Raw genomic sequence first — 22,538 nt, forward strand, 5'->3', positions numbered from 1 at the left:
CGGCGGACGGGGCTTGGCCGGCCGTGGACTACGGTCCGCTGACGGCGGCGCGTGGACGGTGTCCGGTCAGGCCAGCAGGGCGGCCAGCCTGCGCCATTCCTCCCTCGGCAGGGCGGCGCCCGCCTCCGCCGTCACCACCTGGAGGGCCACGTGGTCCGCGCCCGCCTCGTGGAAGGCCGCGACGCGCTCGCGGATCCGGTCCTCACCGCCCCAGGCGAAGACCGCGTCGAGGAGACGGTCGCTGCCGCCGTCGGCGATGTCGTCCTCGGTGAAGCCCAGGCGCAGGAAGTTGCCGGTGTAGTTGGGGAGTTGCAGGTAGGGGTGCAGGTAGGCGCGGGCCGTCTCCCGGGCCCGGGCCGGGTCGGACTCCAGGACCACCTTGAATTCCGGGGCGAGCAGCGGTCCGGCGCCCAGGATCTCGCAGGCCCGCGCGGTGTGCTCGGGCGTGCCGAGGTAGGGGATCGCGCCGGCCGCGCGGTCGCGGGACAGCCCCAGCATCTTCGGGCCGAGCGCGGCGAGCACCCGGCGCCCGGCGGGCACGCCCGCCTTGTCCAGCTCGTCGAGGTACCCGGTCATCGCCGCGTACGGGCGGCTGTAGTCCTTCACGAGCGGGCCGTGGCTCACGCCGAGGCCCAGCACGAACCGGCCGGGGTGCGCCGTCTCCACCTCGGCGAAGGCGGCCGCCGTCGCCTCGGCGTCCTGCTGCCAGACGCTCTGGATGCTGGTGCCGACCACGAGGCGGCGCGTCGCCCCGATGAGCGGGGCCGCGTGGTCCGCGGTGCTGTTGCCGCCCAGCCAGAGCGCGCCGTACCCGAGCTCCTCCAGTTCGGCGGCTGCCTCGTCCAGTTCGCCGCGCCGGTCCGGGTCCTCCGAGCGCAGTTCGATGCTCCAGACGCCGTACCGGCCGACGGTCTCCTTCAGTGCGGTGGTCATCGGGCGTGTCCCTCCGGTGGTGGGCGGTGCGGTGATCCTCACAGCCTCGCTCCGTGCCAACCGGGTGGCGTCCCGCGGGAATTCCCGCCGTTCCCTCAGTCGGACGAACGGCGGATGAACTCCTCCAGCGCCTCCACCACGAACCGGTGGTCGTCGAGCTGGGGCAGCCCGGAGACGGTCACCGCGCCGATCACGCCGACGCCCTCCACCGTGATCGGGTAGGAGCCGCCGTGGGCCGCGTACACGTCCGGGTCCAGGCGGGACGACTCCTCGAACGTCGTGCCCTTGGCCCGGAAACGGGCGCCGACCAGGTAGGACGGGGCGCCGTAGCGCTTCGCCACCCGGCGCTTGCGGGCGATCCAGACGTCGTTGTCCGGGGTGGAGCCGGGCAGGGCCGCGTGGAAGAGCTGCTGGCCGCCGCGGTGGATGTCGACGGCGATCGGCGCCCGGCGGTCCCGGGCCATGCCGACCAGGAGGGAGCCGAGGGCCCAGGCGTCGTCGTAGGTGAACCGGCGCAGGACCAGGCGGCGCTGCTGCGCCTCCAGCTCCTCGACGGTCGGGACGGGTCCGGGCGTGGCCGGGTCGGACATCGGATCGGACATCAGAGGGTCACCGTGACCTTCTCGCGGGCGGACCTGCGGGCCGCTTCCAGTACGTCGAGGGCGGCGGCCGCCTCCAGGGCGGTCACCGGGTTGGGGCCGGTGCCGCGCAGTGCGGCGGCGACGGCCGAGTAGTAGGCGGGGTAGTCGCCGGGGAGCGTCGGCACGGGCGTGCCGCCGCCGGTCAGCGGGGACTCCCCGGAGCCGATGCGGCCCCACAGGGCCTCGTCCTCCACGCCCCAGTCGGCGGTGGTGCCGGGGCGACTGCCCTCGCGCAGGGCCGCTTCCTGGGGGTCCAGTCCGTGCTTGACGTAGCCCGCGCGGGAGCCCAGCACCCGGAAGCGCGGGCCGAGCTGGGCGGCCGTGGCGGAGACGTAGAGGTGGGAGCGGACGCCGTTCGCGTGGGTGAGCGCGAGGAAGGTGTCGTCGTCGGCCTCGGCGCCGGGGCGGCGGACGGCCGCCTCGGCGTACACCTCGGTGACCGGACCGAAGAGGACCAGGGCCTGGTCGACGACATGACTGCCGAGGTCGTAGAGCAGACCCCCGATCTCCGCCGGGTCGCCGGACTCGCGCCAGCCGCCCTTGGGATGCGGGCGCCAGCGTTCGAACCGGGACTCGAAGCGCCAGGCGTCGCCGAGTTCGCCGTCGGCGAGGAGCCGGCGGAGGGTCAGGAAGTCGTTGTCCCAGCGGCGGTTCTGGAAGACCGAGAGGAGCAGGCCGCGTTCGTCGGCGAGGGCGGCGAGGCCGCGGGCCTCGGCGGCGGTGCCGGCCACCGGCTTGTCCACGACCACCGGCAGCCCCGCCTTCAGGGCGGCCGTGGCCAGCGGGACGTGCGTCTTGTTCGGCGAGGCGATGACGACCAGGTCCAGGCCGGCGGCGCGGTCCAACAGCTCCTCGGGGGAGGCGGCCGTCGTCACGTCCGGGAACTCGGCACGGGCCTGCTGCTGCCGCTCCGGGTTCGAGGTGACCACCGTGTCCAGGGCGAGGCCCTCGGTGGCGGCGATCAGCGGGGCGTGGAAGACGGAGCCGGCGAGGCCGTAGCCGATCAGGCCGACGCGGAGGGGGGTAGCAGTCATGCCCTCCACTTTGGCAACGCTGTTGCGGAAGTGCAAGCGGTGGGGAGAATGGGGTCGTGGACAGGACAAGGGCGACGACGGGCGGGGCGCCGGGACCGGCGGCGGGGCGGGGGCCGAGGGTCGCCGGGCCGGCGGGGGCGAACCTGGGCCTGGTGCGCACGCACAACACCGCGCTGGTGCTGGGGCTGCTGCGGGACGCCGGGGCCGGGGGCATCAGCCGGCTGGAGCTGGCCGAGCGCACCGGGCTGACCCCGCAGGCCGTCAGCAAGATCACCGGGAGGCTGCGGGAGCAGGGCTTCGCGGCGGAGGCCGGACGGCGGGCGTCCACCGGGGGCAAGCCGCGGACCGTGCTGCGGCTGGTGCCGGAGGCGGGGCACGCGGTCGGGGTGCACCTGGACCGCGACGAACTGCGTGTGGTGCTCGTGGACCTGGTCGGGGCCGTGGTGGCGGAGCGGTACGGCGCGCTGGACCTCGGGGCGGGCGCGGAGGCCGTGCTGGGGGCGGTGTGCGCGGCGGTGCGCGAGGTGGCGGCGGACCTGGCGGGCGGGGGACCGGCGGGACCGGGCGGCGTGTCGGTGGCGGAGGGGGCGCCGGGCGCCCGTGGTGACTCGGAGGGCGGTGGCCGCGGCTCGGATGGCGGCATACCCGGCGGTGGCGGCTCCGGGGCCTCCGATGGCCGCGAGGTCGCCGGGGCCTGGGACGGCCCCGGCGCGGGCGCCGGTTGCTCGGGCGGCGCCGGTACGACCGGGGCGGGTTCGATCGGCGGGGTCGCGGGGCTCGCGGGAACGGGTGCGGCTGGTGGGGTGGCGGGGCTCACGGGAATGGGTGCGGCCGGTGGGGTCGCGGGGCTCGTGGGGGTCGGGACGTTGCTGGGTGTGGGGGTGGCGCTGCCCGGACCGCTGGACCATGTGCACGGCGTGCTGCACCGGGTCACCGGCTTCCCCACGTGGGACGGGTTCCCGCTGCGGGACGCGCTCGCGGAGCGGCTCGGGGTGCCGGTGGTGGTGGACAAGGACACCAACGCGGCGGCGCTCGGGCTGGCGGCCGGGGGCGCCGGGGAGACGGCGGAGGGCGCGGGCGGGTCGTTCGCCTACCTGCACCTGGGGACGGGGCTGGGCGCCGGGCTGGTCATCGACGGGAGCGTGCACCGCGGCGCGCGGACGGGGGCCGGGGAGTTCGGGCACCAGGTGATCCAGCTCGACGGGCCGCTGTGCGAGTGCGGGAACCGGGGGTGTGTGGAGGTGCTGTGCCTCGGGGCGGCGGCGCGCGGCGAGGTGGCCGAGGCGGCGCGGGTGCTGGGGGTCGCCGCCGGGAACCTGGTGGGGCTGCTCGACATCGACGCCGTGCTGCTCGGGGGCCGTACGGTCGCCCGGTCGCCCGGGGCGTACGTGCGGGGGGTCGGCGAGGTGCTGGGGGCGCGGGCCCGGCGGGAGGGGACGCGCGAGGGGCCGGTGCCGGTGCGGGTCGCGCCGAGGGGGGAGCGGGTGGTGGCCGAGGGCGCCGCGCAGTTGCTGCTGGCGCCGCTGTTCGGCCGGGGGGACGCGTGAGGCCGCGCCCGGCGCGGCGTGGCCGGCGGGCGGTCCGGGTACCCGGCGCCTCCGGCCTCCTCCCGTGCGGGAAGGAGGGTACGACGTGCGGACGACCAGGACGACAACGGCCGAGGGGCTGCCGGCGGCCGTCGCGCTCTGCCTCGCGGCACCGGGCCGGGCGCCCGCGGCCACCGGCCCCGGTACGGGCGCGGACCGCGGGGCGGCCGCCTTCCGCGGGACCGACGGGCGACCGGCCTCGCCGTATGGGCCGCCCCGAAGGTGCCCTGCGCGACCGCCGACCGGGTGGCCGCCGCGTACCCGAAGGTCTGGCGGGCCTCGGCGGGCGCACCCGTCGCCGTCCGCGCGTCCGGGACCGCGTGGACGTGCCGGGAGCGCGCAGGCGACCCGGACCCCTGCCGGGAGTGCGCCGACCACGGGGACGCCGGCCGCCGGATCCGGCTGACGTCCTGACCCCCGGCCACCCGGCACCCCGGCACCCCGGCACCCCGTACGGCGTACGGCACCACGCGGGGCCGTCCGGTACGTGCCGACCGGGGCGGACGGTGCCGGTGTGGCGGCCCGGCCCCCACCCCCGCGCCCTGCGGCGGGCCGACGGCGCCGAGCACCCCGAGCCGCCCGGTGTGCGCTGATCGGGCGGACGGCGCCGGTCGGTTCGGGGTGGCGAGCCGGGCCTCCGACGCGTTCCGGCATGCTCATGTGTTCATGCGACTGCGTACGTCCACGTCCCTGTCCCACGGCCTGGCCGCGACCGTCGCCACCGCCGCCGTCCCCCTCCTCCTCCCGGCGGGAGCCGCGCACGCCGGAGCCGCGTACGCCGGAGCCGCGTACGCCGGAGCCGTGTACGCGCCCGCCGAGCCCGCCTGCGCGGGCACCGACGCGCGGACCTTCCCGCTGGCCACCCGGATCCGGGGCGGGCCGGAGTCCTACGAGGCCGGCGGCGGGTTCGGCACCTGGTACATCGACCTCACGAACACCACCGTGCGGACCTGCGCCGGCGTCCATCCGGTCGTGGTCCTCACCGACGGCAAGCGGGCCCTGCGGGCGGACCAGCCCCACCTGGACTTCTACGACGGCCCCCGGGCCCGGCCGGTGACCTTCGAGACCACCGACGAGCAGGAACTGGTCGGAGTGCTGGACGCGCCCGGGTTCGCCGGATTCACCGTGCCGGCCGGCGGGACCGTCAGCGTCCGCGTCCGGCTGTCCCTCACCTCCGACGCCCCGCCCGGCGAGGTCACCGCCGGTGCCGCCGCCGTGCAGCGGCGGGGCGACGACGGCGAGTGGGTCGGGGAGTCCGGCGCCTACCGCTTCACGATCGCCCGCGACGAGGACGCCCGGGACACCGGGGACCCCCCGGACGCACAGGAGGCCCGGGAGCCGCGGGAGGACGACGGCGCACGGCCCGACGGGGACCCGCGGGACACGGCGGCCCGGGACGCCCAGGGCACCCACGACGCCCGGGTCCCGCCGGGCACCAGGGACCCGGGGGCCACCCCCGGCACCCGGGACCCGCGAGCCCCCGGCGTGCCGACCACCCCCGGCAGCGCGCCGCCCACCGCGGCCGGCACCGGCGCCCCGGACGCCGCGCCGTCCCTCGCCGAGCAGGCGCGGGAACTGGCGGGCACCGGGCCGGGGCTCGCCCTCGGCCTGCTCGCCGCCGTCGTCGTCCTGTCCGGCGTGGGCGTGGGCGCGTTCCTGCTGGCCCGGGGCCGCCGCTGAACGGGTTCCGTCCCCCGTCCGGTGGCGGGTCTGCGACGATCCCCTGGTGGACTACCCCAACGACCAGGCCCCCGGCGCCCCCGTCCGCTCCGGCATCCCCGAGCACGGGCGCATCCCCAAGTACTACGCGGTGAAGGCGCGGATCGCCGGACTGCTGGAGGAACTGGGGGAGGACGGCGTGATCCCCACCGAGCGCGACCTCGCCGAGCGGTACGACGTGGCCCGCGAGACCGTGCGGCAGGCGGTGCGGGAGCTGGTGCTGGAGGGGCGGCTGCGCCGCCGGGGCCGCGGGACGGTCGTCGCCGGGCCCAAGCTGGCCCAGCCGCTGTCCCTCGCCAGCTACACCGAGGGCGTGCGGCGGCAGGGGCGGACGCCCGGCCGCACCCTCGTCACCCTGGACCGGTTCCCGTGCCCGCAGGCGCTCGCCGCCGAGACCGGGCTGACCCGGGGCGAGCCCGTCTGGCACCTGGAGCGCGTGCTGCTCGCCGACGACGAGCGGGTCGGTCTGGAGAGCACCTACGTCGCCGTCGAGCGGGTGCCGGGGCTGGGCGGCGACTTCGACCCGGACTCCTCCTTCTACGCCTACCTCACCGCCCAGGGCATCGCCTTCGGGGACGCCGACGAGCGCATCGAGACGGTGCTGGCCACACCCCGGGAGGCCCTGCTCATCGGCACCCCGCCCGCGATGCCGATGCTGCTGATCCACCGGGTCTCGCGGGACACCGCGGGCCGCCCGCTGGAGCGGGTGCGGTCCCTGTACCGCGGGGACCGGTTCTCCTTCACCACCCACCTCGAAGGCACCACCCAGCCCGAGAACGGCTGAAACACCCCTGTATGAACCACCCGTCCAACATCACGGAAAGGTAACGGGTCTAGCCCAAACGTGATGGGTCGTTCACGCTCTCGTTGACAGCCGGATGTCTCCGGTTCCCGCATCACGAGGAGCGTTGCCGCCGTGAGAGTGACAGTCGTCGGAGCAGGCGTGGTGGGCACCATGCACGCCTGGCAAGCAGTGGAACGCGGCCACCAGGTCGTCCAGATCGAACGCGAGGCCGAGGCGCGCGGCGCCTCGCTGCGCAACTTCGGGCAGATCTGGGTCAGCGGGCGCGCCGGAGGGGAAGAGCTGGCGACCGCCCTGCGGGCGCGGGAGCTGTGGGAGGAGATCGGCGGCCGGATCCCGGCGCTCGGGTTCCGGGCCAACGGATCGCTGACCCCGGTCCGCGGGCCCCTGGAACTCGCCGTCGCCGAGGCCGCCGTGGCCCGGGCCGACGCCGCCGACCGCGGCTACAAGCTGCTCACCCCGGACGAGGCCCGCGCGGTCAACCCCGCCCTGCGCGGCGAGTTCACCGCGGCCCTGCACTGCGAGCGGGACGCGGCCGTGGAACCCCGCACCGCCCAGCTCGCCCTGCGCGAGGAACTGCTGAAGTCCCCGGACTACACCTTCCTGCCGGGCCGCGAGGTGCGCGAGGTGACCGGCCCCGGCACCGTCCGCGACGACCACGGCGACGTGCACCACGCCGACGCGGTCGTCCTGTGCACCGGTGCCTGGCTCGGCGGGCTCGTGCGCGAACTGGCCGGCCCCGAACTCCCCGTGCGCCGGGTCCGCCTCCAGATGATGCAGACCGACCCGCTCGGCGAGCCGCTGACCACCTCGGTCGCCGACGCCGACAGCTTCCGCTACTACCCGGCCTACGCCTCCCCGGCGCTGGACGAGCTCAACGCCGGCCAGCCGCAGGCCGAGACCGCCGCCGCCCACCGCATGCAGCTCCTCATGGTGCAGCGCGCCGACGGCGGCCTGACCATCGGCGACACCCACGAGTACGAGCACCCCTTCGCCTTCGACACCGTCGAGGAGCCGTACGAGCACCTCACCGGTGTCGTGGAGGACCTGCTCGGCCGGCCGCTGCCGCGCGTGCGGCGCCGCTGGGCGGGGGTGTACGCGCAGTGCACCGACCCCGGCCGGGTCGTGTACCGCAGGCAGGTGCGCGAGGGGGTGTGGCTGGTCACCGGGCCCGGCGGGCGCGGCATGACCTGTTCCCCCGCGATAGCCGAGACCACCGCGAACGAACTGGGCTGGTGAGCTCCATGAACAACCCGACCGACATCCCCGGGGGCACCCCCGGCGACATCCGCCTCGTCGTCCTCGACATGGCCGGCACGACCGTCGCCGACGGCGGACTGGTCGAGCGCGCCTTCGAGGCCGCCGCCACCGAACTGGGCGTGGAACCCGGCTCCGCCGAGCACGCCGAGCACCTGGCCTACGTCCGCGCCACCATGGGCGAGTCCAAGATCTCCGTCTTCCGCCACCTGTTCGGCGACGAGGAGCGGGCCCGGCGCGCCAACACCGCCTTCGAGGAGGCGTACGGCGCATCGGTCGACGCCGGGCTGATCGCGCCGGTCCCCGGGGCCCGCGAGGCCATCGAGGAACTGACCGCCGGCGGCCGTACCGTCGTCCTGACCACCGGCTTCGCCCGCGTCACCCAGGACGCCATCCTGTCCGCGCTCGGCTGGCACGGCCTCGTACCGCTCACCCTGTGCCCGGCCGACGCCGGCGGGCGCGGGCGGCCGTACCCGGACATGGTGCTGGAGGCGTTCCTCCGCACCAAGGCGGCCGAGGACGTACGACAGGTCGCGGTGGCCGGCGACACCTCCTACGACGTCCTCAGCGGCGTACGCGCGGGCGCCGGGCTGGTCGCCGGGGTGCGCACCGGCGCCCACGGTGACGAGGCGTTCCGCGCCGCGGGCGCCACGCACGTCCTGGACTCCGTCGCCGACCTGCCGACCCTCCTCGCGGGAGACCGGTGAGATGGGCATCCGCTTCGACTCCGTCACCGTCGCCTACGACGGCAACGTCGTCCTCGACGCCCTCGACCTGACCGTCGAGCCCGGCGAGGTCATGGCGCTGCTCGGGCCGTCGGGCTCCGGCAAGACCACCGCGCTGCGGGCGGTCGCCGGGTTCGTACGGCCCGTGTCCGGGCGGGTGCTCCTCGGCGGCAGGGACGTGACGGACCTGCCGCCGTACCGCCGGGGCATCGGCATGGTCGTCCAGAGCTACGCGCTCTTCCCGCACATGCGGGTCGACGACAACGTGGCCTTCGGACTGAAGGCCCGCAAGACCCCCAAGGGCGAGATCCGGCAACGGGTCACCGAGGCGCTGGAGATGACCGGCATGGCCGGCTACGCCCGCCGGCACCCGCGCGAGCTGTCCGGCGGGCAGCAGCAGCGGGTCGCCATCGCCCGGGCGCTGGCCATCCGGCCGGACGTCCTGCTCCTGGACGAGCCGCTGTCCGCGCTGGACGCACAGCTCCGCTCCGGCATGCTCGCGGAACTCGCGCGCCTGCACCGGGAACTGCCCGACCTGTCCATGCTGTACGTCACCCACGACCAGGTCGAGGCGCTGACTCTGGCGGACCGGATCGCGGTCATGGACCGGGCGCGGCTCCAGGCGTGCGGCACACCGCGGGAGCTGTACCGGGCCCCGGCGAACGCGTTCACGGCGTCCTTCGTCGGCAACGCCAACCTGCTGCCGGTGACCGTCGGCCCCGCGGGCGTCGGCTTCGCCGCGACCGAGCTGAAGGTCGACACGGGCGGCGCGGTCGCCGGGGCGCGGGCCACCCTGTGCGTGCGGCCGCACCTCGTCGGCCTCGGCGACGGACCCAACCGGATCACCGGCACCGTCACCGAGATCCAGTGGCGCGGCTCCACGCACCGGCTGTACGTCGAGGTCGACGGGCACCCCGTCATGGCGGACGTGCGCGAGCTGAAGGACCCGCCGGCCCACGGCGACACCGTGTCCCTGCACTTCGCCCCCGACGACGCGGTGCTGCTGCCCGCGGGGGTGGCCCATGGCTGAGGCGGTACGCGAGGCGCCGGCCGTGCCCCGGACGGCCCGCCCGCGCGGCGGCGCCGGCACACCGGAGGCGGCCCGGCGCTCCCTCGGGTCGCTGCTGTGGGCCCTGCCCCCGGTCGCCGCCCTCGCCCTGTTCTTCCTCTACCCCCTGGCCCTGGTGTTCCGGCAGTCACTCCGGCCGGACACCGGAGGCACCTCGCTCCAGCCGTACGCCGACCTCTTCGCCTCCGAGGCGTTCCGGCACGCGCTGTGGACCACCGTCTGGCTGGCCCTCGCCTCCACCGCAGGCTGCCTGCTCCTGGGCTTCCTGCTGGCGCTGGTCATCGCGTTCGTGCCGTTCCCCGGGGCGAAGGCGGTGGCCCGCTTCATCGACGTGTACCTGTCGTTCCCGTCCTTCCTCATCACCCTGGCGCTGCTGTTCATCTACGGCACGACCGGCATCGTCGGCTCCTTCCAGTTCCTCACCACGCCCTGGGGCGTGCTGCTGGCGGAGGTCACCTACTTCACGCCGTTCGTGATGCGCCCGCTGCTCGCCGCCTTCGGGCAGCTCGACACCGCCCAGCTGGAGGCGGCCGGGTCCCTGGGGGCGCGGGCACCCCGCATCGTGCGCCAGGTGATCCTGCCCGAGGCGCTGCCCGCGCTCGCGGCCGGCGGCAGCCTCGTCCTGGTGCTGTGCCTCAACGAGTTCGGGATCGTGCTGTTCACCGGCGCGAAGGGGGTCACCACCCTGCCGATGCTCGTCTACGGCAAGGCGATCCTGGAGTCCGACTACCCGGGCGCCTGCGCGGTCGCCGTCGTCAACGTCCTGATCTCCGTGGGCCTGTACGGCCTGTACCGGGTGGTGAGCCGTCGTGCTGGTGCATAGCCGCAAGGCCAGGTGGGCCGTGTGGGCGGTGTTCCTCGTCCTCTTCCTGCCCCTGTTCGCGCTGCCCCTCCTCGTCGTCCTCGGCGCCTCCTTCGCCACCCACTGGTCCGGCGTCCTGCCCTCGGGCCTGACCGGCGCCAACTACCGCACCGCGACCCGCGGCGAGGCCCTCCAGGCGCTCACCACCAGCCTGGTCACCGCCGTCACCGCCAGCCTGCTCGCCCTGGCCGCGGGCACCTGGGCCGCACTGGCCGGGGCGGCGCTGCGCAAGCGGTACCGCAGGGTGCTGGACGCCCTGTTCGTGCTGCCGGTCGCCGTGCCGTCGGTGGTGGTCGGACTGGCCGTGCTGGTGGCGTTCTCCCAGCCGCCGCTGCTGCTCAACGGCACCCGGTGGATCGTGATCAGCGCCCACACCGTGCTGGTCACGGCCTTCGCCCACCAGTCGGTGTCGGCGGCCCTCACCCGCCTCGACCCCGCCTACGAGCAGGCCGCCGCCTCGCTCGGCGCCCGGCCCTCGTACGTCCTGCTCCGGGTGCGGCTGCCCCTGCTGCTGCCCTCGCTCACCGCCGCCGCCGGCCTGTGCTTCGCCCTCTCCATGGGCGAGCTGAGCGCCACGATGATGCTCTACCCGCCCGGCTGGACCCCGCTGCCCGTCCTGATCTACGCGGCCACCGACCGGGGCGCCCTGTTCACCGGCTCCGCCGTCGCCGTGGTCCTGATGGCCGCGACCCTGCTCGTCCTGTTCGCCGTCTCCCGGGTCCGCACCCGGGCGTCGTACCGCTGACCCCTCCTCCTCTCCTCCCCGAACACCCTCACCACGCCAGGAGTTGGCCCTGCCATGCCCAGAAACCGCCTCGCGCTCGCCGTAGCCCTCGCCCTGCTCGCCACCCCCGCGCTGGCCGCGTGCGGCGGCTCCTCCGCCGCCTCCGACGCCAAGGTCGTCACCGTCTACAGCGCCGACGGCCTCAAGGGCGAGAACGGCGACGGCTGGTACGACAAGGTCTTCAAGGACTTCACGAAGCAGACCGGCATCAAGGTCGAGTACGTCGAGGGCGGCTCCGGCGAGATGGTGCAGCGCGCCGTCCGCGAGAAGAGCAACCCGCAGGCCGACGTGCTGGTCACCCTGCCGCCCTTCATCCAGCAGGCCGGGAGCAAGGGCCTGCTCCAGAAGTACGTCCCGCAGGGCGCCGACCAGGTCGGCGGCGCCGACAAGGCCGCCGACGGCACCTGGACGTCCGTCGTCAACAACTACTTCGGCTTCGTCTACAACAAGAAGGAGCTGAAGCGGGCCCCCCGGACCTGGGACGAACTCCTCGACGGCAGCTACAAGAACAAGCTCCAGTACTCCACCCCGGGCGTGGCCGGCGACGGCACCGCCGTGCTCATCAAGGCCATGCACGACTTCGGCGGCAAGGACCAGGCCCTCGCCTACCTGAAGAAGCTCCAGGCCAACAACGTCGGCCCGTCCGCCTCCACCGGCAAGCTCGCCCCCAAGGTCGACAAGGGCGAACTCCTCGTCGCCAACGGCGACGTGCAGATGAACTACGCCCAGACCAAGACCATGCCCAACCTCGGCATCTGGTTCCCGGCCGGCACCGCCGGCAAGCCCACCACCTTCGCCCTGCCCTACGCGGCCGGCCTCGTCACCAAGGCCCCGCACGACGAGAACGGCCGCAAGCTGCTCGACTTCATGCTCGCGCGGAAGCAGCAGCAGGAGGTCAGCGAGATCGGCGGCGGGTTCAGCTCCCGCCGGGACGTGAAGGCCACCGACGCCAACGCCATCGCGCTGACCAGGCTGATGGACGGCGTGGAGGTCTTCGAGCCCGACTGGGCCGACATCGACGAGAACCTCACCTCGTACGTCGAGGCCTGGAAGTCCGCCACCGGAAGCTGACCCCCGCGGCCCCCCGGCCGCCGGCCGCACGGCACCACGTCCCACCGCACCGCCCCTGGTACCGCCGGGGGCGGTGTCATGCCCGCACGCACACGCCCATCCCTTCCCTACGGAGGCCCTCCGTGTCGTCCCGCATGTCCCGCCGCACCTTCCTCGTCTCCGCCGCCGCCGTGGCGGTGTCCGCCGGACCGCTCGCCACCGTCGCCCGCGCGGCCGCCCGCACCCCCAAGGTGCTGGTCATCGGCCTGGACGGCGCCCTGCTCGGCCGGATCAAGGACGCCGACGCGCCGAACCTGGACGCCCTGGCGGCCGCCGGTCTCACCGCGCCCAGCAGCATCTACGCCAATCCGCTCGCGCCCACCATGTCGGGCCCCGGCTGGTCGACGATCATCACCGGTGTCTGGCCCGACAAGCACAACGTCAAGGACAACAACTTCACCGGCGCCCGCTTCGCCCAGTACCCGGACTTCCTGACCCGCGCCGAGACGGCGAAGCCCGCCCTGTCCACCTACGCGGTCGCGTCCTGGAACCCGATCACCGACACGGTGTTCTCGGCCAAGGTCGACACCCGCGTCTCCACCCCGAGCGCCGAGTACGACACCGGCACCACCTCCCGCGCGGTCGCGCGGCTGCGGGACGGCAACCCGGACGCGGTCTTCGTCCACCTCGACAACATCGACCACGCCGGGCACACCTACGGCGCCGCCTCCCAGCAGTACCTGGACGCCATCCGCGGCGCGGACGCGCAGGTCGGGCAGATCGTGGCCGCCGTGAAGGCCCGGCCCACCTACGCGGCCGAGGACTGGCTGATCATGGTCACCGCCGACCACGGCCACACGGACGCCGGCGGCCACGGCGGCTCCACCCTCCAGGAGCGGCAGACCTTCCTCATCGCCACCGGCCCCGCACTCGCCCCCGGCTCGGTGCGCCACGACGTGAAGATGCCGGACGTCGCCGCGTCCGCCCTCGCCCACCTCGGCATCGCCCTCGACCCCGCCTGGGACCTGGACGGCCGCCCGGTCCAGCAGCCCGTGCCCGACGACTTCGACACGCTGCGCGACCGGCTCCAGCCCCGCGCCGACGAGACCGGCATCCCGGCCGGCCTGCTCGGCTTCACGCACACCCCGCCCGCCGGCTGGTCCGTCGACAACTCCGCGATGGGCGGCGGCGGGGTCACCGAGTGGCGCGGCTGGTCCTTCACCACCGACGAGTTCTGGACCCAGGCCCAGCGCGACCAGAACCGGGAGGGCAACATCCGGGCCCGGAACGTCTTCGCGGTGGCCGACGGCGACGAGTGGAGCGACCGCACGGTCACCGGCACCTTCGACTCCACGCTGGTCAGCCCGGCCTACCCGGTCACCGGCGGCGGCACGGCCGTGCTGACGTACACCACCCTCTACCGGCACGAGGCCCCGCAGAAGGGCGAGGTCCTCGTCTCCTACGACGGCGGCACCCCGGTGAGCGTGCGCACGTACACCGCGGACGTGCCCTCGCGCACCGAGACCCTCACCCTGCGGGTGCCCGCCGGGGCGTCCAGCGCCCGGGTCCGCTTCCGGTACACCGGCGGCAACAACTGGTTCTGGGTGATCGACGGGGTCAGGATCGTCCGGGCCTGACTAGGCTGGGGGCGTCGGTACGCCGTGGTTCCGGCGCCCCCGCTGCCCGCCCGTAGAAACGCCAGGAGACGCACAACATGGCAGACCGCAAGCCCGTCGAGTCGTGGCTCACCGACATGGACGGTGTCCTGATCCACGAGGGTGTGCCGATACCCGGCGCCGACGCCTTCCTGAAGAAGCTGCGCGAGTCCGGCCGGCCCTTCCTGGTGCTCACCAACAACTCCATCTACACCGCCCGCGACCTGCACGCCCGGCTGCGGCGCATGGGCCTGGACGTGCCGGTGGACAACATCTGGACCTCGGCCCTGGCCACCGCCCAGTTCCTGAACGACCAGCGGCCCGGCGGCAGCGCCTACGTCATCGGCGAGGCCGGCCTGACCACCGCGCTGCACGACATCGGCTACATCCTCACCGACCACGACCCGGACTTCGTGATCCTCGGCGAGACCCGCACCTACTCCTTCGAGGCGCTGACCAAGGCCGTCCGGCTGATCAACGACGGCGCCCGGTTCATCGCCACCAACCCCGACAACGTCGGCCCCTCCACCGCGGGCGACCTGCCCGCCACCGGCTCGGTGGCCGCCCTGATCACCGCCGCCACCGGCAAGAAGCCGTACTTCGTCGGCAAGCCCAACCCGCTGATGATGCGGGCCGGGCTGAACGCGATCGGGGCCCACTCGGAGACCTCCGCGATGATCGGGGACCGCATGGACACCGACGTGCTCGCCGGTCTGGAGGCCGGGATGCGCACGTTCCTCGTGCTCACCGGCGTCACCCAGCCGAAGGACGTCGACCGCTACCCGTTCCGCCCCTCGCAGGTCGTCGACTCCATCGCCGACCTGGTCGACCTGGTGATCTGAGGGCGGGTCCGGCCGGCGGAAACCTCGTCACCCGTTCGGAGCAGTGGGGCGCCTCCCGAGGATGCGGGGGCGCCCGGCCCGGGGGAGCCTCCTCATGTCTGGAGGTTCACGATGGGCTCTCTTCACCTCACTGTCTGTACCGGAATCCTGGCCGCCGCCGCGGTCGCCACGGCCGCTCCCGCGGCCCACGCGGCGGACGGCGGCTCGGTCACGGTGACCCCCGCCGCCCCGGCGCCGGGCACCGACGTCGCCCTGCGGGTCGGCGGCTGCACCGGAGGGCAGGGCACGGCCGCCTCCTCCGCCTTCGTCTCCGACGCCCGGCTGACCGGCGCCGCCGGCATCCTGGACCGCGTCACGGGCGCCCTGGCCGGCGACACCCGTATCCGCACCGACCTGCGGCCCGGCACCTACAGCGTGAAGGTCACCTGCGCCGACCGGGTGATCACCGGCTCCCTCGCGGTCGGCGGGCCCGGGACGGCCGGGTCCGCGGCGCCCACCGGTCCGCCCGCCTCCTCCGCCTCGCCGGTCGCCCCGGTCGAGGCGGGCGGCGGCGGCACCGCGCACTTCGCCACCGTGGCCACCAGCGGCTCCGGCATCGACGCCGGCCGGGCGACGACCGGGCTGGCGCTCGCGGGCATCGCCGCGGTCGCCGTCGGGCTGCGCGCCCGCCGCGGCCGCGACACCCGCTGAGCGCCCATGTCCGACGACGACCAGGGGCGCGGCACCGGCACCGGACGGCTCGTCGCCGCCCTGGCCTGGACCCTGCTGCTGTTCGGGCTGTGGCTGTGGGGCCGCGGGGTGACCGGCGCCGGAGCGGACGCGGCCGGTCCCGCCACGGGCGACGTCTTCGCCCTGGGCCGGACCGCCGGACTGCCGCCCGCGGCGCGCCCGCTCACCGGGGCGGCGCCCCAGCGCGTCGACATCCCGGCCCTGGGCGTCCAGGCGCCGGTGGTGGCCCGCGGCCTGGACGCCCGGGGCGCGGTCGACCCGCCGCCCTACGACCAGCCGGGCGTGGTCGGCTGGTACGGCGCGGGCCCCGAGCCCGGCGCCGCCGGACCCGCCGTGCTGGTGGGCCACGTCGACACCGCGACCAGGCCCGCCGTCTTCTACCGGCTCAGCGCGCTGGAGCCGGGCCGGAAGGTGCGGGTGTACCGCGCGGACGGGAAGGTCGCCGAGTTCACCGTCGACGACGTCCGCGTCCTGCCCCGCGACGGCTTCGACGCCCGCCTGGCGTACGGGCCCCGCGAGCCGGGCCGCGCCGAGCTGCGCCTGATCACCTGCGGCGGCGCCTTCGACCGCGCCACCGGCCGCTACGAGGCGAACGTGGTCGTCTCGTCGTACCTCACCGGGACGGTCGGCTGAGCGGGGCGCGGCGGGTCAGGGACGCAGGACGGCGACCCGGGACAGGCGGGTGCGGACGTTGCCGAAGTGGTCCCTTATGGCACGCTCCGCCCGCGGGGAGTCGCCGGAGCGGACCGCGTCCAGGATCTCCCGGTGCTGGCGGCAGGTGACCCGCGGGTCCTGCGGCACGTCCAGCAGGTCCCGCTGCACCCGGTGGAAGGCGTCCCAGAACGCCTCCAGCACCTCGCCCAGCAGCACGTTGTCCAGCCCCCGGTAGAGGGTGGCGTGAAAGGCGCGGTCGGTCTCGGCGAGCCCCGCCCCCTCGGCGGCCTCCCGCTCCATGCGCCGCACGAGCGCCTCCAGCTCCGTCAGGTCCGCCTCCGGCAGCCGCCCGGCCAGGCGCGAGACCAGCCCGGTCTCCACGGCCTCGCGCAGCTCCAGCAACTGCAGCAGCGAGTCCTCGCCGCGGTAGTGCCCGGCGACGGTGCGGAAGGCCAGGCCCTCGATCATCGGGGCGAACGACATCGCGCCGACGTAGGTCCCGAAGCCGTGCCGGATCTCCACGATGCCCATGGCCTGGAGCGCCTTCAGGGCCTCGCGCACCGAGTTCCGGCTCGCCCCGAGCAGCCGCATCAGCTCGGGCTCGGTGGGCAGCGGGGCGCCCGAGGGCAGCCGCTGGTCCACGATCAGCTTCTTGATCCGCTCCTGAAGGTCCCGGGCTGCCATGGCCAGAGGGTATCCGGCCATTCGGGGGGAGGGCAGACGAAAAGCCCCCCGCTTCCGCGAGGGGCTTCTCCGTCGGTGCGCCGCCAGGGACTCGAACCCCGGACCCGCTGATTAAGAGTCAGCTGCTCTAACCAACTGAGCTAGCGGCGCCTGCTGACAGGGAAAACTCTACCCGACGTCCGGGGGTGCCTCCGACCACCCGCGGGTGGCCGTCCGGCGCCCGGGGGGCCGCGTACATCGTTCGGACCGTCGGAATGCGCGTTCCGGACGCGGTGGGGAAACTGATCAACGTGCACACTCGCGGACGCATCACCCCCGAATGTGAGGCAGATCGCATGACCGCTCCGGTGTTCGAGGACATCGATCCCGCGAGCGACTGCGCCTGTCCCGGTCGTGTCCACGGCCGGCGGCGGGCGGCGCGCCCGGCGGCGGGCCTGAGCCACTCCGCGGCCCGCGGGGGGACCCGGGGTCTGCCGGGCGACGAGTGGACGGGCAGCCTCGACCGGTGCGGAGTGAAGATCGGGAAAGCGGAGCTGCAGCCCGGCGACATCCTCCTCCGCCACCACCCGGACAACCCCGAGAAGGGCTCGCACGTCGTGATCTCCGGCGGCCGGACGGACCACGCGCACACCTCATGCACGGTCTACGAGCAGACACCCCCGCACACCCGCCGCCGGGCGACCCCGTACCCCTACTGGAACGACACCTCCAAGTACGTCCCCTACCGCTACGAGGGCCTGTCCCGCGAAGCGGCCGGCGCCGGCCCGGCGGCGGTGCCCCGGCGGGCCGGCGCCCCGCACGGGGCGCCCGGCTGTCCGGGGCGGCGGCACTTCCGGCCCGGCGCGGCCGGCGACCACGTCACCCTGGTCCGCGCCCAGCTCGTCCGGAAGGGGTTCGGCCGGTTCTACGCCCCCGCCCCGGGCCCGCGCCGGGGCGACGCGGACCGGCGGGCCGTCGAGGCGTTCCGGCGCACCGAGGGCAGGCGGCGCGGCGCGGCGGACGGCCGGCCGGGACCGGAGACCCGGCGCCGCCTGTTCGCCTGAGCCCCGCCCCCTCCTCTTCAACCCACCCCTGTTCATGACGCGTCTGGCGCGGAGGCTGGAGCACGCATGAGTACGACGACATCGCACACACCGCCCGGAGCCGAGGGGCAGCCGGACAAGGCCGCCGCCGGCACCCGGCCGCCCCGCCTGATCCACACCGGGGCGACCACCGAGATCCCCGTGCACCTGCTGTTCCGGGACGACGCCGACCCGGTGCGGGTGCCGCCGCGGCCCGCCGTGGTGGCCCGCCGGCAGGGCACCGGCGAGCAGCCCCGGCCGCGCCGCCCGGCGCCGGCGCGCGGGCGGTCGCTACCGGAGGCCGATCCGGAGCTGGCGGAGCGCCCGGCGCGGGTGCTGCCCGGGGCGGCCGGGCTGCTCGCCGGTGCCTGCGGGCTCGTCGGCTGCCTGGCCACGACCTGGTGGGCGGGGCTGCTCCCGTCGCTCGCCGCGCGGGCGCTGCGGCTGCCGGCGTACGCGGGCGCCGGGCTCGGTCCGGGGCAGTGGGCCGCGTACGCGGGGGCCGCTCTGCTCGGCGCGGCCGGCTTCGGCGGGCTGGCCCGGGGGCGGACCGGAGGGGCCTGGGTGCTGGGTCTGTTCGGCCGGTACCGCGGGACGGTCCGGCGCACCGGGCTGCTGTGGGTCAACCCGCTGGTGCTGCGCCGCCGGGTGGACGTGCGGCTGCGGCACTGGCGCAGCGAGGTGCTGCCGGCGACGGATCCCGACGGGATGGCGCTACGGGTGGTCGTCCTGGTGGCGTGGCGGGTGCGGGACACGGCGCGGGCCCTGCTCGGTGTCGAGGACCATGAGGCGTACCTGCGCGGCTGCGTGGAGGCGGCGCTGGCGCGGGTGCCGGTGGAGCCGGTGGGCGGGACGCGGGGCGGGACGGCCGCGGCGGGGGACGCGCTGACCCGGCTGGTGGCCGCGGAGAGCGCGCCGGTGGGCCTGGAGGTGTTCTCGGTGCGGCCGGTGCGGGTGGACTACGCCCCCGAGGTGGCCGCCGCGGTGCACCGGCGCCGGATCGCCGCGCTGGACGCCCGGCAGCGGGCCACCATGCTCACCTCGGTGGTCGACTCGGTGGAGGACACGGTGACCCGGCTGACCGTACGCGGTCTGGTCGAACTGGACGACTACGAGCGCAAGGTGCTGGTGCGGGACCTGACGGTGGCGTTCTGCTCGGGGCGCGGGGAGCCGGTGTAGCGGCGGACCGCGACGGTTCTGCGATTGGTATGGACATGTTCAACCTATCGCAATAATCTGACGCTTGGTCTAGACCTACCCGCACGGCTCATCGAACTCCCCACGTTCCCCAGGAGCGGCAGCATGCGCACGAAGACCAAGATGACCGCGGTCGTACTGGGCGCGGTCACCGCCGGAGCGTTCGCGCTCTCCACCGGCGGTGCCAGCGGCCACGGCTACACCGACCTCCCCATCAGCAGGCAGAAGCTCTGCCAGAACGGCACCGTGGCGAACTGCGGCCAGATCCAGTGGGAGCCGCAGAGCGTCGAGGGCCCCAAGGGCTTCCCGGCCGGCGGACCCGCCGACGGCCAGATCTGCAACGGGGGCAAGGGCTCGTTCGGCCAGCTGAGCGCGCCGACGACGCCGTCCGGCGCGGCCTGGCCCACGACCAAGGTGACGGGTGGGCAGTCGTACACCTTCCGCTGGCAGTTCACCGCGCGGCACGCGACGACGGACTTCCGGTACTACGTCACCAAGCCGGGCTGGAACCAGAACCACAACCTCTCCCGCTCGGACCTCAACCTCACCCCGTTCCTGACGGTGCCCTACAACAACCAGCAGCCGCCGTCCACGCTCAGCCACAGCGGCACGCTGCCGTCCGGTCTGAGCGGGCACCACGTCGTCCTCGCGGTGTGGACGGTCGCCGACACGGGCAACGCGTTCTACGCCTGCTCGGACGTCACCTTCTGATCGACGAGCCGTCACGGCACCGAAGCTGAGGTTCCCTTGAGGGCCGGCGGAGACCCCGCCGGATAGGTTCCCGCTACGCCGGTCTTCCGGAGCGGCGTACCGACCTCGGGGGAACCTCATGTTCGCATCGCTCTTCTACCTCGTGCCGACCCTGATGATCGCGGGTGCGGGGTACGCGGCGTACCGGCTGGTCCGGCGTTCCCGGCAGATCAGCAGGACGTGGGCGCACGGGCTGACGGCCGAGGGGCGCTGCCTGCGGACGTACACCACGACCCACGGCGGCGGCGGGGACACGTCGGTGCACACGACCATGCACCACGTCTACGAGTACACCACCGGTGAGGGCCGGACGGTCCGGTTCGAGGAGGAGGGCGGAGCCGGCACCGTCGAGGTGGGCGACTTCGTCACCGTGCGCTACCTGCCGGACCGGCCCCATCTGGCCACCGCGCTCCCGCCGTCCCGCGGCAGGCTCGTCGCGGAGTCGGGCTGCCTGCTGGCCTTCCTCGGCCTGATCGTCGCCTTCTGCCTGGTCTTCATGGTCGTGGCGCACATGATGTTCACGGAGTCCGGCGGCCTGCTGCCGTGACCCCCGGAGTACGCCGAAGGGCCCCTCGCTCTCGCGAGGGGCCCTTCGATCACGTGCGCCGCCAGGGACTCGAACCCCGGACCCGCTGATTAAGAGTCAGCTGCTCTAACCAACTGAGCTAGCGGCGCATGACTCCCGCCTCCCGCGGATTTCTCTCCCGCGGCCGGCGACGAAGAAAATACTACCTGGTCCCGAGGGGTGTTCGTGACCACCCGCGGACCCCCTAGATCGCCAGGGAGAGCATCACCGGTGCCGCGCTGCGGTTGAGGGCCTCCGCGGCCCGCTTCAGCCGGTGCGCGTCCGCCACCGGGAGGGACAGGGCCAGGCAGCCGACCGAGGCGCCCGCGGTGATCGGCACGGCGGCGCAGACCGTGCCGACCGCGTACTCCTGGAGGTCGAGCACCGGCACCGTCGGCGGCTGCGACTCCAGGCGGGACAGCAGCAGCTTGTCGCTGGTGATGGTGCGCGAGGTGAGACGGGCCATCTTGTGCCGGGCGAGGTGGTCGCGGCGGGCGTCGTGGTCGAGCTGGGTCAGCAGGCTCTTGCCGACGGCCGTGGCGTGGGCGGAGCAGCGGAAGTCCACCCACTCGTTCACCGCGGGGGTGCCCGGCCCGGCCGCGTACTGGGTGACCCGGACCTCGCCGTCGACGTACCGGCTCATGTAGACGGCCGCGCCGACCGAGTCGCGCAGCCGGTCCAGGGTGTGCTGGAGCTTGTCGCGCAGGGCCCGCTCCCGGTCGTGCGCCGAAGCGAGCCGGCGCAGCGCGTCACCGGTGACGTACGCCCCGTCGGCGATCTGCTCGACGTAGCCCTCGCGGCGGAGCATCAGCAGCAGTGTGGTGAGCCGCTCGGAGCCGAGGCCGGTGCGGCGGGCCAGCTCGGTGCCGGTGGCGCCGGCGGGGTGGCGGGCCACGGTCTCCAGCACGCGCAGCGCGTCCTGGGCGGAGTGGTACGGGGCGGTCGGCTCGATCCTCATGTCGGTCCCCCTCGGCCGCGATCCGGGTCGGCGGCTCGTCCCACGATAACCGCGAAGCGGCCACCGGGGAGAGGGGGTTGGCGAGATTGCACCCCGTGCGCCCGTGCCCCCAACTGCGGCGGAACCCCCCTGGCACATGCCAGGGGAATGTCCCGACGGCTGGACCTCGGCACTTCACGCCCGGTGGTGGCCGTCCCGGTTCACAGCACCGCGCTGATGAACTCCCGGGTCCGCTCCTGCTCCGGGTCGCCGAAGATCCGCTCCGGCGGCCCGGCCTCGATGACCCGGCCCGAGTCGAACATCAGCACCTGGTCGGAGATGTCCCGGGCGAACCCCATCTCGTGGGTCACGCACAGCATGGTGATGTCGGTGCTGCGCGCGATGTCCCGCAGCAGGTCCAGCACGCCCGCGACCAGCTCCGGGTCGAGCGCGGAGGTCACCTCGTCGAGCAGCAGCACCTGCGGCCGCATCGCCAGCGCCCGGGCGATCGCCACCCGCTGCTGCTGCCCGCCGGACAGCCGGGTCGGCTTCGCGTCGCACTTGTCGGCGAGGCCCACCAGGTCCAGCAGCTCCCGCGCCCGCGCCTCGGCCTCGTCCTTCGACAGGCCGAGCACGCGCACCGGGGCCTCGGTCAGGTTCCGCAGCACCGACATGTTCGGGAACAGGTTGAACTGCTGGAACACCATCCCGATCTTCTTGCGGACCTCCCGGACCTGCTTCTCCGGCGCCGGGTACAGCCGCTGCCCGTCGACGGTGATGGTGCCCTCGTCCGGCTTGGTGAGGGTCATCAGGAGCCTGAGGATGGTCGTCTTGCCGGAGCCCGAGGGGCCGATCAGCGTCACGTGCTTGCCGGGCTCGACGGAGAAGTTCAGGTCGTCGAGCACGGTGTTGGCCCCGAAGCGCTTGGTGACGCCCTCCAGGCGGATCAGCTCACCACCGGCCACGGCCGTCCCGGTGGCCGCGTCGGGGTCTTTCATCAGG

At 74.6% G+C, this 22,538-nt stretch carries 23 protein-coding genes and 2 tRNA genes; 17 read left to right on the plus strand and 8 right to left on the minus strand.

The window, feature by feature from the left end; translation table 11 throughout:
* Positions 1 to 66 precede the first annotated feature (66 nt).
* The 3 genes from ACZ4K2_RS10275 to ACZ4K2_RS10285 all read right to left on the minus strand — a co-directional run bounded on the left by ACZ4K2_RS10275 (position 67) and on the right by ACZ4K2_RS10285 (position 2,608).
* On the minus strand, positions 67 to 933 hold the full coding sequence (locus tag ACZ4K2_RS10275; protein ID WP_467471550.1) for an LLM class F420-dependent oxidoreductase: 867 nt from the start codon (positions 931 to 933) through the stop codon (positions 67 to 69).
* Between the two features lie 95 nt (positions 934 to 1,028).
* A complete protein-coding gene (locus ACZ4K2_RS10280; RefSeq protein WP_467471552.1) occupies positions 1,029 to 1,535 on the minus strand; it encodes a heme-degrading domain-containing protein in 507 nt (168 codons plus the stop codon).
* Positions 1,535 to 2,608 carry a Gfo/Idh/MocA family protein gene (locus tag ACZ4K2_RS10285; RefSeq protein ID WP_467471554.1) on the minus strand — a complete coding sequence of 358 codons (1,074 nt, stop codon included), beginning with the start codon at positions 2,606 to 2,608 and terminating at the stop codon, positions 1,535 to 1,537. The genes ACZ4K2_RS10280 and ACZ4K2_RS10285 overlap by 1 nt, the downstream gene beginning before the upstream one ends.
* 149 nt (positions 2,609 to 2,757) lie before the next feature.
* On the opposite strand from ACZ4K2_RS10285, the gene ACZ4K2_RS10290 reads away from it, so the two are divergent.
* From ACZ4K2_RS10290 to ACZ4K2_RS10350, 13 genes are all read left to right on the plus strand, one after another.
* Positions 2,758 to 4,155 (plus strand): ROK family transcriptional regulator, encoded by a 1,398-nt coding sequence (locus tag ACZ4K2_RS10290; RefSeq protein ID WP_467769954.1) that lies wholly within the window; start codon positions 2,758 to 2,760, stop codon positions 4,153 to 4,155.
* A 705-nt stretch (positions 4,156 to 4,860) separates the two neighbouring features.
* On the plus strand, positions 4,861 to 5,874 hold the full coding sequence (locus ACZ4K2_RS10295; RefSeq protein WP_467471557.1) for a hypothetical protein: 1,014 nt from the start codon (positions 4,861 to 4,863) through the stop codon (positions 5,872 to 5,874).
* A gap of 46 nt (positions 5,875 to 5,920) precedes the next feature.
* Entirely contained in the window at positions 5,921 to 6,697 is a 777-nt protein-coding gene (locus ACZ4K2_RS10300) for a GntR family transcriptional regulator (RefSeq protein WP_467471559.1), read from the plus strand.
* A 132-nt stretch (positions 6,698 to 6,829) separates the two neighbouring features.
* Positions 6,830 to 7,954, plus strand: coding sequence for a TIGR03364 family FAD-dependent oxidoreductase (locus tag ACZ4K2_RS10305; RefSeq protein ID WP_467471561.1), 1,125 nt, complete (start codon positions 6,830 to 6,832; stop codon positions 7,952 to 7,954).
* Positions 7,955 to 7,959: 5 nt separating this feature from the next.
* Positions 7,960 to 8,679: a phosphonatase-like hydrolase gene (locus ACZ4K2_RS10310; RefSeq protein WP_467471564.1), complete on the plus strand. Its 720-nt coding sequence runs from the start codon at positions 7,960 to 7,962 to the stop codon at positions 8,677 to 8,679.
* A gap of 1 nt (position 8,680) precedes the next feature.
* A complete protein-coding gene (locus ACZ4K2_RS10315) occupies positions 8,681 to 9,727 on the plus strand; it encodes an ABC transporter ATP-binding protein (RefSeq protein WP_467471566.1) in 1,047 nt (348 codons plus the stop codon).
* Complete coding sequence (locus ACZ4K2_RS10320) at positions 9,720 to 10,589, plus strand: 2-aminoethylphosphonate ABC transporter permease subunit (RefSeq protein ID WP_467471569.1); 870 nt, start codon at positions 9,720 to 9,722, stop codon at positions 10,587 to 10,589. The genes ACZ4K2_RS10315 and ACZ4K2_RS10320 overlap by 8 nt, the downstream gene beginning before the upstream one ends.
* Positions 10,576 to 11,373 (plus strand): ABC transporter permease subunit, encoded by a 798-nt coding sequence (locus ACZ4K2_RS10325; RefSeq protein WP_467471572.1) that lies wholly within the window; start codon positions 10,576 to 10,578, stop codon positions 11,371 to 11,373. The genes ACZ4K2_RS10320 and ACZ4K2_RS10325 overlap by 14 nt, the downstream gene beginning before the upstream one ends.
* 54 nt (positions 11,374 to 11,427) lie before the next feature.
* Positions 11,428 to 12,483 (plus strand): 2-aminoethylphosphonate ABC transporter substrate-binding protein, encoded by a 1,056-nt coding sequence (locus ACZ4K2_RS10330; RefSeq protein WP_467471575.1) that lies wholly within the window; start codon positions 11,428 to 11,430, stop codon positions 12,481 to 12,483.
* A 134-nt stretch (positions 12,484 to 12,617) separates the two neighbouring features.
* Positions 12,618 to 14,099: an alkaline phosphatase family protein gene (locus tag ACZ4K2_RS10335; protein ID WP_467472039.1), complete on the plus strand. Its 1,482-nt coding sequence runs from the start codon at positions 12,618 to 12,620 to the stop codon at positions 14,097 to 14,099.
* A 77-nt stretch (positions 14,100 to 14,176) separates the two neighbouring features.
* Complete coding sequence (locus tag ACZ4K2_RS10340; protein ID WP_467471578.1) at positions 14,177 to 14,959, plus strand: HAD-IIA family hydrolase; 783 nt, start codon at positions 14,177 to 14,179, stop codon at positions 14,957 to 14,959.
* A 111-nt stretch (positions 14,960 to 15,070) separates the two neighbouring features.
* Positions 15,071 to 15,649: a hypothetical protein gene (locus tag ACZ4K2_RS10345; protein ID WP_467471580.1), complete on the plus strand. Its 579-nt coding sequence runs from the start codon at positions 15,071 to 15,073 to the stop codon at positions 15,647 to 15,649.
* A gap of 6 nt (positions 15,650 to 15,655) precedes the next feature.
* Positions 15,656 to 16,321 (plus strand): class F sortase, encoded by a 666-nt coding sequence (locus tag ACZ4K2_RS10350; RefSeq protein ID WP_467471582.1) that lies wholly within the window; start codon positions 15,656 to 15,658, stop codon positions 16,319 to 16,321.
* Positions 16,322 to 16,336: 15 nt separating this feature from the next.
* Here the strand turns inward: ACZ4K2_RS10350 and ACZ4K2_RS10355 are convergent, their stop codons facing one another.
* Together ACZ4K2_RS10355 and ACZ4K2_RS10360 are read right to left on the minus strand one after the other, a co-directional pair.
* Complete coding sequence (locus ACZ4K2_RS10355) at positions 16,337 to 17,026, minus strand: FadR/GntR family transcriptional regulator (protein WP_467471586.1); 690 nt, start codon at positions 17,024 to 17,026, stop codon at positions 16,337 to 16,339.
* A gap of 76 nt (positions 17,027 to 17,102) precedes the next feature.
* Positions 17,103 to 17,176 (minus strand) — tRNA-Lys (locus ACZ4K2_RS10360).
* A 185-nt stretch (positions 17,177 to 17,361) separates the two neighbouring features.
* Between ACZ4K2_RS10360 and ACZ4K2_RS10365 the strand changes: the two genes are divergently transcribed.
* From ACZ4K2_RS10365 to ACZ4K2_RS10380, 4 genes are all read left to right on the plus strand, one after another.
* The gene (locus ACZ4K2_RS10365) at positions 17,362 to 18,069 is read left to right on the plus strand and encodes a peptidoglycan-binding protein (RefSeq protein WP_467471588.1); all 708 of its coding nucleotides are present in this window, start codon (positions 17,362 to 17,364) and stop codon (positions 18,067 to 18,069) included.
* Between the two features lie 66 nt (positions 18,070 to 18,135).
* On the plus strand, positions 18,136 to 19,266 hold the full coding sequence (locus ACZ4K2_RS10370; protein ID WP_467471590.1) for an SPFH domain-containing protein: 1,131 nt from the start codon (positions 18,136 to 18,138) through the stop codon (positions 19,264 to 19,266).
* Between the two features lie 123 nt (positions 19,267 to 19,389).
* The gene (locus ACZ4K2_RS10375; protein ID WP_467471593.1) at positions 19,390 to 19,995 is read left to right on the plus strand and encodes a lytic polysaccharide monooxygenase auxiliary activity family 9 protein; all 606 of its coding nucleotides are present in this window, start codon (positions 19,390 to 19,392) and stop codon (positions 19,993 to 19,995) included.
* A 118-nt stretch (positions 19,996 to 20,113) separates the two neighbouring features.
* Positions 20,114 to 20,581, plus strand: coding sequence for a DUF3592 domain-containing protein (locus ACZ4K2_RS10380; RefSeq protein ID WP_467471595.1), 468 nt, complete (start codon positions 20,114 to 20,116; stop codon positions 20,579 to 20,581).
* A 54-nt stretch (positions 20,582 to 20,635) separates the two neighbouring features.
* On the opposite strand, the gene ACZ4K2_RS10385 is transcribed toward ACZ4K2_RS10380, so the two are convergent.
* The 3 genes from ACZ4K2_RS10385 to ehuA form a co-directional block, all read right to left on the minus strand.
* A tRNA-Lys gene (locus ACZ4K2_RS10385) sits at positions 20,636 to 20,709 on the minus strand.
* A 95-nt stretch (positions 20,710 to 20,804) separates the two neighbouring features.
* Positions 20,805 to 21,557, minus strand: coding sequence for an IclR family transcriptional regulator (locus tag ACZ4K2_RS10390; protein ID WP_467471597.1), 753 nt, complete (start codon positions 21,555 to 21,557; stop codon positions 20,805 to 20,807).
* A gap of 200 nt (positions 21,558 to 21,757) precedes the next feature.
* Positions 21,758 to 22,534 carry an ectoine/hydroxyectoine ABC transporter ATP-binding protein EhuA gene (gene ehuA, locus ACZ4K2_RS10395; RefSeq protein WP_467472042.1) on the minus strand — a complete coding sequence of 259 codons (777 nt, stop codon included), beginning with the start codon at positions 22,532 to 22,534 and terminating at the stop codon, positions 21,758 to 21,760.
* Positions 22,535 to 22,538 lie beyond the last annotated feature (4 nt).

The organism is Streptomyces sp. NPDC025833 (assembly GCF_055558055.1).